This window comes from Anaerotignum sp. (genome assembly GCF_031981185.1).
GTDB lineage: Bacteria > Bacillota > Clostridia > Lachnospirales > Anaerotignaceae > Chakrabartyella.
In genome coordinates, this window is sequence record NZ_DALYUL010000040.1 from 311 (window position 1) to 14,336 (window position 14,026).

General features: G+C 39.1%; 10 protein-coding genes and 1 riboswitch. Of the genes, 6 read left to right on the forward strand and 4 right to left on the reverse strand.

Features of this window, described 5'->3' with window-relative positions; translation table 11 throughout:
* Positions 1-136: 136 nt before the first annotated feature.
* Complete coding sequence (locus tag RTK36_RS15445) at positions 137-898, reverse strand: Fic family protein (RefSeq protein WP_312048126.1); 762 nt, start codon at positions 896-898, stop codon at positions 137-139.
* 534 nt (positions 899-1,432) lie between these two features.
* Here RTK36_RS15445 and RTK36_RS15450 point away from each other — a divergent pair.
* The 6 genes from RTK36_RS15450 to RTK36_RS15475 all read left to right on the forward strand — a co-directional run bounded on the left by RTK36_RS15450 (position 1,433) and on the right by RTK36_RS15475 (position 6,804).
* The gene (locus RTK36_RS15450; RefSeq protein ID WP_312048127.1) at positions 1,433-2,965 is read left to right on the forward strand and encodes a sensor histidine kinase; all 1,533 of its coding nucleotides are present in this window, start codon (positions 1,433-1,435) and stop codon (positions 2,963-2,965) included.
* Positions 2,949-3,647, forward strand: a complete 699-nt coding sequence (locus RTK36_RS15455; protein WP_312048128.1) for a response regulator transcription factor — start codon at positions 2,949-2,951, stop codon at positions 3,645-3,647. The genes RTK36_RS15450 and RTK36_RS15455 overlap by 17 nt, the downstream gene beginning before the upstream one ends.
* Positions 3,648-3,810: 163 nt before the next feature.
* Positions 3,811-4,215 carry a hypothetical protein gene (locus tag RTK36_RS15460; RefSeq protein ID WP_312048129.1) on the forward strand — a complete coding sequence of 135 codons (405 nt, stop codon included), beginning with the start codon at positions 3,811-3,813 and terminating at the stop codon, positions 4,213-4,215.
* A 2-nt stretch (positions 4,216-4,217) separates the two neighbouring features.
* The gene (locus tag RTK36_RS15465) at positions 4,218-4,676 is read left to right on the forward strand and encodes a potassium channel family protein (protein ID WP_312048130.1); all 459 of its coding nucleotides are present in this window, start codon (positions 4,218-4,220) and stop codon (positions 4,674-4,676) included.
* Positions 4,673-5,338, forward strand: a complete 666-nt coding sequence (locus tag RTK36_RS15470) for a potassium channel family protein (protein WP_312048131.1) — start codon at positions 4,673-4,675, stop codon at positions 5,336-5,338. The genes RTK36_RS15465 and RTK36_RS15470 overlap by 4 nt, the downstream gene beginning before the upstream one ends.
* Before the next feature lie 5 nt (positions 5,339-5,343).
* Positions 5,344-6,804 (forward strand): TrkH family potassium uptake protein, encoded by a 1,461-nt coding sequence (locus RTK36_RS15475; RefSeq protein WP_312048132.1) that lies wholly within the window; start codon positions 5,344-5,346, stop codon positions 6,802-6,804.
* A gap of 1,051 nt (positions 6,805-7,855) precedes the next feature.
* On the opposite strand, the gene mgtA is transcribed toward RTK36_RS15475, so the two are convergent.
* The 3 genes from mgtA to RTK36_RS15490 form a co-directional block, all read right to left on the reverse strand.
* On the reverse strand, positions 7,856-10,582 hold the full coding sequence (gene mgtA / locus RTK36_RS15480; RefSeq protein ID WP_312048133.1) for a magnesium-translocating P-type ATPase: 2,727 nt from the start codon (positions 10,580-10,582) through the stop codon (positions 7,856-7,858).
* Positions 10,583-10,946: 364 nt separating this feature from the next.
* Positions 10,947-11,106, reverse strand: a riboswitch (M-box (ykoK) riboswitch).
* Positions 11,107-11,497: 391 nt separating this feature from the next.
* On the reverse strand, positions 11,498-12,913 hold the full coding sequence (locus RTK36_RS15485) for an FAD-binding oxidoreductase (protein WP_312048135.1): 1,416 nt from the start codon (positions 12,911-12,913) through the stop codon (positions 11,498-11,500).
* A 160-nt stretch (positions 12,914-13,073) separates the two neighbouring features.
* On the reverse strand, positions 13,074-13,946 hold the full coding sequence (locus RTK36_RS15490; protein WP_442871365.1) for a recombinase zinc beta ribbon domain-containing protein: 873 nt from the start codon (positions 13,944-13,946) through the stop codon (positions 13,074-13,076).
* Positions 13,947-14,026 lie beyond the last annotated feature (80 nt).

Consider the following 14,026-nt stretch of genomic DNA (forward strand, 5'->3'; position numbering starts at 1 on the left):
GGTGGTTCCTTGGCGGTAGAATACTTTTTTCTTCAATCCTAAATCTCTGTTTCATAAATACATATAAAAGTACCAAACCAATAAGTCTGATACTTTTATATTGCAGTTATTTTATATTGCAGTTATTTTATATTTGTTACATTTGCTGTATTTGTTGTGATTGGCTCTGTTCTGATATAATAGAAATATATTTATCCAGCTGCACCTCTTCTAATTCCACAAGCATATTTGTAAAATCATCTAGAATACCTTCCGCTGCATATTTATCTAATGCATTGTAATAATCCAATCTGTTTTCTTTTGCTATAGAAATTGGTAAAAACCCGCAACTCATTAGTTGATAGTTCATAATCAGTCTGGATGTCCTACCGTTTCCATCTTGAAACGGATGAATCCGAACAAATTCCGCATGGGTCCACGCCGCCAGTTCAATTGGATTCAAATCTTTCTCATCCCTTAAATCTGCGAAGAAGTTTTTTATCTGAACATACATTTCATTTCTTGCAGGTGGTGTATGACTAGCCCCACTAATAACAACTTCTTCATTTCTATATACACCACCAACTATGATATTCTCCATAACAAGTGCATGTATGTCTTTTACAATTTTTTCGTCCAATAGAAGCCCTTCTTTGATGCATTGCTTCACGTACCGGAAGGCTTTTTTATGATTTACAACCTCATATATTTCTCTAAGAGCTTTTCCACCAATAGAAATGCCATCTTCCAACACCACTTTTGTTTCCATAAGTGTAAGAGTGTTACCTTCAATTGCAGTAGAGTTATGTGTAAATTCCACTTCAAACGCATCATTATAAGATTCAACTGTCACTTTATGAATTGTTTCTTTTCCATCTTCATATAGTTTTTGTTTTTCTAATATTCTATTTAAGTCCAAGATTCCACCTGATTTCCTATTTTAGTTCATTCCTAACCAATTTTTATTTACTCACCTTATTACTATTATACCATACTGATTACAAATAGTAATCCTAAAACCTATTTTATTTTTTATGTAGCTAGCAAATAGTTTAAATAAGAAATATTGTTTTTCTACAGTCAATGGTTGCAATGCCAATATGAACATTTGGAGTTGCTCCTGCCAAATCAGCTTGTCCTTAATACCGGGATCATAACGAATAGTCTCATATTCAGTATTTACACCATCTTCTTGTAAACGATCCAGCGAGAGTTACCCGTGATGTATTAGTTTGTATTAATAGTGCTCCGCTTCAACCTACTTATTTAAGGGTTTTAGTATGTATAGCATCTGTTTAAATAATTGGATTTTAAGCTTCAAATATGGTAAAATGTTTTAACTAAATTTAATGTAATTTCTATTTTCAACTTTTTTACTTTATAGTACATATTTATGTTAGCCATTCAAATTTACAATGTACCTAGTTCAACAATATTTTAGGAGGTATGATTCGTGAAATCCTATAAAAAAAAAGAATTTAACAAAATTATTATATATGTTTTAATAACAATAACAATAATTACCGTTGCAACTGGCATAGGCTGGATATTCCGCTATATTGGTTTTCCTGAAACCAACATTGTTATTGTTTATCTCCTCTCTATCCTAATAATCACCCGTTTTACTTTAGGATATACTTATGGTATTGTAGCATCAGTTGTTGCCACCTGTACATTCAACTATTTTTTTACAAAACCTTACTACACACTTTCCGTCAACGATCCCACTTATCTAATTACTTTTGGAATAATGACAATTACAGCAATTATCACCAGTGCCCTTACTTCTAAAGTGAAGAAAAACGCTTTAGAAGCACAAGAAAAGGAAGCTGAAACAAGTGCTCTCTTTCAGCTTACGAACCGGCTGACTGACGCCTGCAATATTGCAGATATTGCAAGTATAACTACAAATACCATCAGCGGTATTATGAATTGTCATGCCGCCTGTTTATGCTTTGATGAAAGCGGACAGCCAGAACACAGCTTTATTCAACAACAAAGTTCTAATAAGCAAGTACGTCGAGAAGTGGAAGATACTTCTGCACTAAAATACAGTATTGAGAGTCTACGAAGTGGCTATGCAAAAAACGGTGAGTTCTACGACTGTCCAATTTATGGTAGAGAATCTATATTGGGTATTTTGAGAATACCTAAAGAAAATGCTGTTTCCATGAGTGAGTCTCAAAAACGTCTGTTGCGTTCTATGATTGAAAGTACAGCACTTGCTATGGATCGTTTTCGCAGTGCACAACAACAGCAAAAATCAAGAGAAGAAACTGTTCAGGAACGGTATCGCAGTAATATTTTACGCGCTATTTCTCATGATCTCCGCACCCCTCTTTCTGGCATTATGGGGACGTCTGAAATGCTTATGGATATGACCGGTAAAGATGATATGAGATACACCTTGGCACAAGGTATTCATAAAGATGCTGACTGGCTGCATTCTCTGGTTGAAAATATTTTAAGTCTTACTCGCTTACAAGATGGAAGGCTGGCAATCACAAAACAGTTGGAAGCAGTAGAAGAAGTTGTTGGCGGAGCCGTCAATCATATCATGAAACGGTATCCAGAATATGAAGTCACCGTAAATGTTCCCGATGAAGTGCTGATGATCCCCATGGACGCAAGATTAATAGAACAGGTGCTTATCAATTTGCTGGAAAATGCCATTAAGCATTCATCACCGGATTATGAAATTTGTGTTTCCGTCAGACAAGAAAATAACAATGCTGTATTCTCCGTTGCTGACCTCGGGTGCGGAATTGCTGCTTCAGATTTACCAAATATTTTTAAGATGTTTTACACCACTAGCTCAGGAACAGCCGATGGGCAGCGTAGCGTGGGCTTGGGACTACCCATATGCGAGGCGATTATCAAAGCACACGGAGGAAAAATAGAGGGGCATAACCGTTCCAGCGGAAGTGGCTCCGAGTTTATATTTACGTTACCAAAGGAGGAACCAAATCATGGAGAACAAAAATGAACAAATCTTAATTGTCGAGGACGATTCCCAAATCCGAAATTTTATTTGCTATTCACTGAGGCAGGAAGGTTTCTCCTATACAACTGCTACAACGGCACAAAGCGCTTTATCAACACTTGTTTCCGAACAAATTGATCTTATGCTCCTTGACCTTGGTCTTCCGGATTTTGACGGCATGGAAGTTATCAAAAAAGTTCGTGAGTGGTCGGAAATACCTATCATAGTAGTTTCAGCTCGTGACCAAGACAAAGAAAAGGCAGCAGCTTTGGATAGCGGCGCAGATGATTATCTCACAAAGCCTTTTTCGTCCACGGAACTTATGGCCCGTATCCGAGTTGCACTTCGACACTTGCATAAGGCGGGCGGAATGAAGCCTCAGGCAAGCCTCACTGTAGGTGGACTCCGGATTGATTTCGATAAACACTTGGTTTATCTTGACAACACCGAACTGCATACAACACCATTAGAATACAGTTTGCTTTCCTTATTTTTTCGAAACATAGGAAAAGTACTAACTACCAAATATATTATCAAAGAAGTCTACGGCATAGGCTATGGTTCTGATACTCAGGCACTTCGCAAACTGATGGCAGGATTGCGGCGCAAAATTGAAAACAACCCAGCAAAACCACGATATATTCTGACTGAAATCGGCGTAGGATACCGCCTTTCAGATGTATAAATCTAAATTTCTTTATTATGTAAAGACCGCTTCGGGGGGAACCCCTGGTGCGGTCTTTTTCCATCCTCACAGCATTCTCACACGAATCAATTGTATCTCACACCGTCTTCACAGCTTCTTTGTTATGATAAGCATGTAAAAACCATGAGGGAGGTACAGATCAATGGAGAGAAAAGAAGTATACGAAAACATAGAGGATCTCATTTCCCTTTGTAGGACTGTAAGGGAATTGATTGGTACTCAGGACTATCAAAAATGTGAAACTTTAATATGTGATGCAATAGGGAGTTACCCTCATGCACCGGAGCCTCATAATCTGTTTGGAATACTGCTTGAAAAAACGGGAGAGCATATTGCCGCCATGAAGCATTTTCGTGCGGCTTGGGCACTTGACCCCTCTTACCTGCCTGCACGGCAAAACCTAGAATGCTATGGTACATTTTTTTCAAACGGCAGGTGTGCTTATGATGAAAGTGATTGCATTTCAAATGAAAGCCCAGGAAACTTTAGTAACTATTCAGTCGAATATGATTCACACGGAATTGGCCATTTCATCAGGAGGGATTAAATATGAAACGATTAACAAGCAAACAAGAATATGAGAACTACATAATCATCATCGGTTGCGGCAGGCTGGGGGCTAATCTTGCAAATACTCTTTCAGACGGAGGCGGAAATGTTCTGATTATTGATAAAAATAAGGACTCTTTTCGTAAACTGTCACCCTCTTTTGGAGGACTTTCCATCATTGGCGATGCTACTGACATTGATGTAATGCAGGAAGCACAGATAGGCAATGCAAGCGCCGTAATTGCCGTTACCAATAACGATAATGCTAATATTATGGTAGCCCAGATAGCACGAGAAATATTTCACATTAAGCGTGTCATCGCCAGACTGTATGATCCTGAAAGGGAATATGTCTATCACGAATTCGGCATCGAAACCATTTGTCCAGCTGTTTTGTCTGCAAAAGAAGTAGATAAAATATTATCTCAAGATGATGCAATTAAGGGGGAAGAACAATGAAAACGAAGGTACTGCTTATTGGAGGAAGAAACAAAGCAAAATCCCTTGCAACCTCTTTAATTAGCAAGGGATACCGTGTAACTGTAATAAATGATACATATGAAGACTGCTTGAAACTGGCTGAAATCGACAAACTTACGGTCATAAACGGGGATGGGACAAGGCCATTTGTACTGGAAGATGCATGTGCAGGCGATGCCGATATAGCCATTGCAATGACTGCAAAAGATGAAGACAATCTAGTTATTTGTGAATTGTGTAAAAAAAGATTCCACGTTGCAAAAACAGTATCACTCTTAACAGACCCTAAAAAAACGGATTTTTTTTACAAGATGGGAATAGACAGTGTTGTTTGCTCAATTACTGCCATCACGGGCATTATTGAACAGCAGGCTTTTTTAGACAAAATCACAACATTAATTCCCATTGGTGAGGGGCGAGTCAATATTGCTGAAGTTCCTATTCCAGCTACTTCCCCAGCTGTGGGGAAAAAGCTATGGGAAATCAACCTTCCCAAAGAAGTTATTATTGGCTGCATTCTTCGTGGTGATGCTACAATGGTGCCAAGAGGTGATACCCGCATTCTAGCAGGAGATATGCTTGTTCTCATATCCTCTGCTAAGCAAGAGATGGCGGCAATTTATGAATTAACAGGACGGTGAATCGCATGACTCGTAAATTCTCAAATCGCAGTAATTATGGAAAACTCATGTTGCTAATCGGCCTTCTTGTGGCTGTCCCTTTAGTGATTGTGCCTTTTTATCCACAGGATGCTGTTCATGTTGTTTCTTTTATATGGCCTTCGTTATTCTCCATTTTAGCAGGCAGTATTGTCTGTTTAGTTGGGAAAAAAGAGGCTTCAACGTTTCAATGGCGGTCTTCCATGGAACGCAGCAGCATAACCGTTCTTTTTGCATGGGCGTGGGGCGTTCTTGTTGGGGCCATGCCATTCATTCTTAGCGGTCAACTTACATTCGTTCAGGCGTTGTTTGAATCTGTCAGCGGTTGGACGACCACCGGCCTTTCCGTTATGGATGTGTCCGCTACCCCACACATCTTTCTGTTTCACCGAAGCTTTATGCAATTTTGTGGTGGATTAGGATTTGTGATGATGATTGTTATGCTTGTGCAGGATAAGCAATCCATGAATCTGTATAATGCCGAAGGTCACCCCGACAAGCTCATGCCTAATTTGAAAAAGACAGCTCGAACCATTTGTTTAATGTACAATGGGTTTCTATTTGCAGGTATATTGGCTTATGTAATTGCGGGAATGAGTTTGTTTGATGCAGTTAACCATACAATGTGTGCATTATCTACTGGCGGATTTTCAACCAGACTCAACAGCATTGGTGAATATAAAAGTTTTTCTATTGATATTATTACAGTAATTCTGATGTTAATAGGCACAACAAACTTTGCCGTTCTCGCTCTTCTTACAAAAAGAAAATGGCGACAAGTTATTAGAGTCAGCGAAGTTAAATTCATGTTCCTCCTGCTTTTGGCTTTTGTACCAATTACAGCTTTTTCGCTTATAAGTGGTTTGAACATGGGCATTGCAGAAGGTTTCCGACGTTCTTTATTTGATGTCTCATCTGCTCTTTCAACTACAGGCTACTCCAGTATGAGCTATACCTCCTGGCCACCCCTTGCAATTGGTATGTTGATACTGACAATGTTGATTGGTGGCGGAATCGGTTCAACAGCAGGCGGAATTAAAATGTCCCGAATTTATATCATGGTTCGTATTACCCTACAGAATATACGTAAACGGCTTTTGCCACCTAGGAACGTAGAAGCTGCTTATTATTTCAGAGCACAGGGCAAAACAAAAATTGATTCCACACTAGCTATGGATACAACCGGTTTCGTGTCCAGTTATCTTTGCCTTTTTATCATTGGCACATTACTCCTTACAATAACAGCAGGTTGTTCTCTGACTGAGGCCATGTTTGAATTCGCTTCAGCACTTGGCACAGTGGGGCTGTCAATTGGCATAACCTCTCCTGATACAGGTTCGGCTACACTGGTAGTGGAGATGATTGGTATGATTTTGGGAAGACTTGAAATTTTCATTGTATTTATAGGTGCTTATTCTATATGCTCTGCACTAAAAAGAAAACTTTAAGGAATTAGAAATTTAAAATAACAGGTTTCCGTAGGATATTGGGGGACTTTACAATAGACAATGCAAATTAAATCTAATAACCTTTGCAAAAATTTATGAAATAATTAGCCTTGATATAGGAAACAATCCTAGAGAATCTTTTTATAGATTCCCACAAGGCTTCGTTTTGGAGTTATGCTTCAAATATATTTTAGATTGAATTTTTTAACCTTTCGAAACAGGAGTAGGCAAGACACCCTACTCCTATTTTAATGCCTATTCATGGGATAACATCATTTAAAGCCCTCCTTTTTTGTAATCTATTTTATAAGCAAAATATGCTTTTTTCAACTTTACTTTCACTCTGTTCTAATCAATATACCCCGTTTTGCATACTTCAAACGTTTGCGTTTGGTTCCCATGTTAACAAAAGTGAGCCAAAAAAGACTGGTGTAAATAACAATGGCTAATTTCTGTTTACTTAAAAACCATCACCACAAAAACTTTCGAATTTACATCATATTCTAGCATTAATTATCAGTTGACAAACCATCCTAGTTTGCTGATCCAGAAAATTCATCATTTCAGTAATCCGTTGTCTCAATGTCTCGTATCGGTCACTTTCTATCAACGTATTCTGCTTGAATTCTCTAAGTGGGTTTAACTCATTCCATATGTTACTGTAGTCCTTTTGCCCAATTTCTTTATCTATCTGTTTTACAATAACATTTCCGGAAACCTGGCAACTGCCACATTGCTTCTTCTTAATACAAACATCATCAGATACTGGATTTCTTGTAATTCTGAGCCATAAATAAAAAAAGGCAAAGTCTAAAGGTTATTTTACTCAACCTAAAGCTTTGCCGTATCGTTTATAAGTCAGATGCTACATTCTAAATGTGAATTATCGGGAAAATTTTCTGCCATTTACCACTTTAACAATGTTCCTGTTAAATGAAAATAATAATCCTTGCTCCTTCTCAAAAGAACTCTACTTATTGATTAGGATATCGCCAAATAGCTTTACTTTTTTAGAGTAAGCAGCTCCACTTTTTGCTTCAAATAACTTAATTTAAAGCAACTCGCCGTATCTTTTAATATAAATTTTCTTGAGCAAAGTTGCAAGCAACATATAGCAAACAATAATCACAGTCAACCACGCAAAGTAAACTGCTGGTAAAGCTACAAGCCCAATTGCAGTACCCAGAGGGGTAAATGGTATCGCAGTCAAAACCGCAATACCTGTAAAGGTCAGAACAATTACAGGAAGAGATGCTCTGCTCTGAATGAACGGAATTTTCGGTGTACGAATCATATGAATTACTAAAGTCTGACTCCACATGGATTCGATAAACCACCCTGCCTGAAACAAAGCGATATAATAGGTCTGCATTGTGGTGTCTGTTATTTGGTGAAAAAGCTGGCCTCCTGTCATCAACGGGCAGATAATAAAATACATGAGTAGATAGGTAGTAATGTCAAACACTGAACTTGTGGGACCAATCCAAATCATAAACTTACTTATTGATGAAGGATTCCAGCTTCTTGGTACCATGAGAAATTCTTTGTCTACATTATCCCATGGAATTGCCGTACAAGAAATGTCGTAAATCAAATTAAGCAAAATCAGATGGATTGATGCCATAGGCAGGAATGGTAAAAACGCACTTGCAACAAGCACCGAGAACATATTGCCAAAGTTTGAACTAGCAGTCATCTTAATGTATTTAATCATATTGGCATAGGTTTTTCTGCCTTCAATAATACCATTCTCAAGTACCATCAGATCCTTTTCCAGCAGAATGACATGTGCAGATTCCTTTGCAATATCTACAGCTGTATCTACTGAAATACCTACATCAGATGCTTTCATTGCCGTTGCATCATTGATGCCGTCACCCATATACCCAACTACATGCCCATTTTCCCTAAGTAGTGATACTATCGTTGCCTTCTGCTGTGGTGAGAGCTTCGCAAAAACATTTGTAGTTTCAACTGCACGCCTCAATTCTTCCTCAGACATACCGTCAACATCAGACCCAAGCAAAAGATTATCAACTTCCAAACCAACCTGTTTGCAGATACAGCGGGTCACACGATCATTATCTCCAGTTAGAATTTTTACTGCAACACCATATGCATTCAATGCTTTGATTGCCGAGGCAGTTGTTTCTTTTGGAGGATCTAGGAAAGCCAGATATCCCATCAATACCATATCCGTCTCATCTGCAATAGAAAATGCTCCCACGGGTGAAGGATTGGTTTTCTGAGCCACTGCAATAACACGCATCCCCTGATCATTCAGCCGGTCGACAGTTGCCAGAATATCTTCCTTGATTTTATCGGTCAACGGCTCTACCTTACCCTTATATTCCGCATAATTGCTAATGGAGAGCATTTCCTCCACAGCACCTTTAGTAATCATCTGTGTTTTTCCAATTTTATCCGCAACCACTACGCTCATGCGGCGGCGTTGAAAGTCAAAAGGTATTTCATCCACTTTGTCATAGTTTGTGGACAAACCCTGGAGAGTAGTTTCTTTCTTGCTTTCCTTTTCTGTCCTTTCTATGATGGATACATCCATCAGGTTTTTTAATCCTGTCTGATAATAACTGTTTAGAAAGGCATGACGGAGCACACGCGCATCCTCGTTACCATGTACATCCAAATGATATTCCAGCACAACCTTATCCTGTGTCAACGTTCCCGTTTTATCGGTACATAACACATCCATTGACCCAAGGTTTTGTATTGAATTAAGATTCTTGATAATCGTTTTTTTCTTTGACATTGCCACTGCGCCTTTTGCAAGGCAGGTTGTAACAATCATCGGGAGCATTTCTGGTGTCAAGCCTACCGCAACGGAAATGGCAAACAACAGGGCATCTATCCAATTGCCTTTTGTAAAACCATTAATAAACAATACCACTGGTACCATTACCAGCATAAAACGAATCAGTATCCAAGAAACGGAGTTTACACCTTTTTCAAAGCTCGTTTGAACGGGTTTATCTGACAACCCCTTTGCAATGGATCCAAAAAGCGTATCTTCCCCTGTAGCTACAACCACGCAGATTGCAGAACCACTGATTACGGTACTGCCCATAAAGGCGAGGTTGTGATATTCGGTTACAATGTCATATTCGCCTTGTTTTACAATACTTGGAACCTTCTCAACCGGCTCACTCTCCCCTGTAAGGGAAGATTGGTTCACAAACAGGTCCTTTGCCCTAATCATACGCACATCAGCAGGCACCATGTCTCCCGCTGCCAAATAGACAATGTCACTCACTACTACATCCTCAAGCTGAATTTCTTCTCTGCCGTTTTCCTGGCGCTCTACAGCAGTCGTAGTCTTAACCATCTTACTCAAACGATCCGCTGCATTGCCGCTTCGGGTTTCCTGCACAAATCGAAGAAGCCCGCTGATCATTACCATTGTCAATATAATAATAACGGTTGTAAAGTTTTTTTCTCCAGCTTCAGCTAAAAGTACATCTGTTACAATAGATACGATGGCAAGGACAAATAGAATTGCTGTAAATGGGTTCACAAAAGCCTCGGAAATCCTCTTTGAAAGCGTTTTCCTTTTGCCCTGAGTAAGCTTATTGCTGCCATAGCGGTCACGCATTTCCTCTACCACATTCTCATTGAGTCCCTTAAGAGAAGTGTTCAGTTCCCTTAATACCGCATCTGTTTCCATCAAAGAAGTCTCGTAAAGCCTTCTAGCTATATTATCATTTTTAACCATATTCCCCGCATTGTGAAATGCGGTTAATTTTTTATTCATCTTGTTCATTGGTATATACCTCCTTTTTTATTCTTGGCAAATTGCCAGATAGATATGTGGAAGTCAGCATAAACCAAAGGACATAGCTTTATTGAATCAAATTTGGGCAGAAGAATAGCACGCGAAGCATATCTATACTACTATCCATTAATATACTATTTTGATTTCGACTGTGCCCGTCTGGATTTATGCTACTACTACTTCCTTCGTCCATTCTTCTCACCTCCAGAAATTTTTAATTTTGTGAACCTTTATAAAGATTGGCAATAAAAAAACCCTTGCCATCATATTGAACAATGGCAAAGGTTTTATCCCCAACAAAACACACTTACGGCATTAGTAGCCGAAGCACATTAAATAGACAGCGATAAATGCTGATTCTCCATCGTTCAAGCTTTAGCTTCACAGGGCAATGAAATTACATTATTCCATACCTTGGTTTCGATATGGACTGTTTACCTTCTCATAGTGTCTCCACTACTCCGCGGCAGTAACCCGTATCCCTGTGGTAGCCTCACCTACCGATAATATTCAGTTCTGTTATAGCGTACATCTTCAAAAGTAAATTGTCAACCGTTTTTTAGGAATATTAGACTTATTAGTCTAAATTTTTTTAATAGGTAGTTATTATTACTTGTCTATTATCTGCTTGCTTATCTTATTATTGGCAACAATTATAATGAGTCTCTAATCCGTCTTCTATTGAAAAAAGTGCACAATAAAACCGCATGTTATACATATTAAATATTCCATAGTATCAACCATTTCATCAATGAATAATCGACTTTGTAATTTACTAAGAGAAAATGGCCTTAATGAAAAATAACAGATTTCCTAAAGGCTTTCATTTCCAAAGATAATCGGATATATCTCAAAGAAAGCAATGTTATAAATTTATAGGGTTATGCAATTCCACTTCACCAGCTATCTACAGAAGTCGGGTGGTATGCTTTGCGGATAATGAAAAACGTTCATAGGGTCATATTTTGCCTTTATCTGGGTCAATCGTTTAAAGTTGCCGCCATAGTACTCCTCTGACCAGTTCTCAGTGAGCAAATCAGGAGCATTGACATACACACCGCATGTGTAAGGAAGCATGGGCTTACGGAAATCCTCCACCCAATGAATGCCCTGTGCCGCTCCTTCTGGAACATCCCATGTAGCCCAAGGTGACATATTTGATAAAGCATTGCGATAAAAATATGCCGTATCTGTGTCTGCAATTTCAGCTACAGCTCCGCCCAACCCATGAAATAGTACAGAAGCTGTAATGCTGGCCGGTGCTTCACTAATGAAATGCGATATAATATCAATTGCTTTATCTGGTAACAATTCCTCAACAAAGGGTCCCACGCTCTTGAAGGATTCCGGTGTATCTGGCTGTGTAGCTCCGATCCGAGCCGCTGCTTCAAGCCATGGCATCTCTTCGATGGTGACCTCTTTAGGTGGACTGGACATCAGCAAAGGTTGCAGCAGACATCGTAGCTCATTCTCTGAACCAAGAAAAATTCCTTGCATTAACAATAACGGCTGCTGACCTGAAACAATGGACAGCAGTGGTGTAAGTCTCTTGTCAGCACATGGCACTGTATATTGTTGCCATTCCCGAAGTACCGATTTTAGATCCTGAATCTCCCAATCAATTCTTGCATAAGCAACCATATCAATATGGTGCGTTTTGAAACGGAATGAGGTACAAACACCAAAGTTGCCACCTCCACCTCCACGCAATGCCCAGAATAAATCACAATTGTGTCTGGCATCTGCATAGAGTACACAGCCGTTAGCATCGACCATTTCTACCCCAAGCAAGCTGTCAATGGCCAATCCCCATTGCCGGGACAGACTGCTTTGTCCGCCGCCCAGAGTAAATCCTCCAATGCCGGTGGTCGGGCAAAGACCGGGCGGTACTACCAACCCTTCCTTCCCCAGTACCTCTGCCAGTTCGAAGTCACGCAGTCCTGTCTGCATCGTGACAATACCAGACTCACTATCCAGATCAACCCGCTTCATCTCACTGACATCAATAACAATCCCGGCGTCAATAACTGATAGTCCTTCGTAGTTATGACGGCCAGAGCGTACACGGATTGGCACATCCCTGTATCGTGCCCAGCGTATAGCATTAATTACATCCTGTGTTTCTCCAGCAAATACGATAACCAATGGAAATCTATTAAAGAAGGTATTAAATTCACTGCGATCCTGATTATACTGTGGATCATTTGGCAAAACGATACGGCCAGTTAATTCCGGCTCCTTATCATAATTCATACAAACAGCTCCTCGTTTCAAATTCAGATTACATAGGCAATTTCCTTGTTTTCCATAACCATGCATCGATGGCAATAAAAGAATTGCAATATGTTTACTTTATATTATGTAGCAATGTGTAATTATTACCATGCCTCTTGCAATGCTTCTTTGATTCGGTACCCCACTCCTATTTTAATGCCTATTCATATCTATGTAGTAATTCTTTATGATCTCCTCAGTATTATTATTCATAGTAGTCCAGATCCTGTTTGACCACTATTCCCGAGTGAAACTGTATCTCCAGTTTCATACCTTTATGTACCTTTATGGAAGAAATCAGTCTTTTTACAAGGTCTTGGTCAAACTCTCTTACTTGCGGATTAACATTGCCAATCGTTTTGTCTAATTCCTCAATTCTTTGAACATAATTTTCTGCATTTTTCTGTGCCTGCACCGTCTTTATTTTTGCAGTTTTCAGCTCATTTATCTGTTCCGATAGTTTCTTATACTCTACGTCGAATTCTTCGCTGACAACTCCTTCTTTTGCGTTATTTTCTATAAGTATAAGCATCTGCTCTTGCAGTTTTTCTATCTGTTCGTCATATTGGGTTGTAACCCCTTGGGTGCTGTAGTTACCGATAACTCTTATTACATTTTCTCGGAATGTGTCTATAAACTCCCCTGAATTTTCTACTACATTATTTATCGCTTTCATAATTGCATCATGTAGTTGTTCTTCTTTTAAGGTAGGTGAATTCTTGCATCTTGATTTTTTACCTTGTTTCAGCCTATCCTCACATCTCCATACCGCAGATTTATCACCGTACTTGGACCATATCTGTCTACGGTAGGCATGACCACATTCCCCACATACCATTAAATCCGACAGTATATATTTTGAACTGTATTTGCTTTTCTCTCTTAATTCCAGATTCTTTTTTCTTGTAATCGCCGATTTATTTAGGCTTGCTCTCCTTGCTTTTTCTGCCTGTACCTTATGAAATAATTCTTTTGGTATAATTGCCTCATGGTTATCTTCTATATAGTACTGCCGTACATAACCGTCATTTTTAACCTTTTTCTTGGTGAGAAAATCCACCGTATACGTCTTTTGCATACAAGCATCCCCGCAGAATTTCTCGTTAGCTTGTGTCAAGACATACATAAAAAAATAACTTAATCTTTAATACAGTCTTT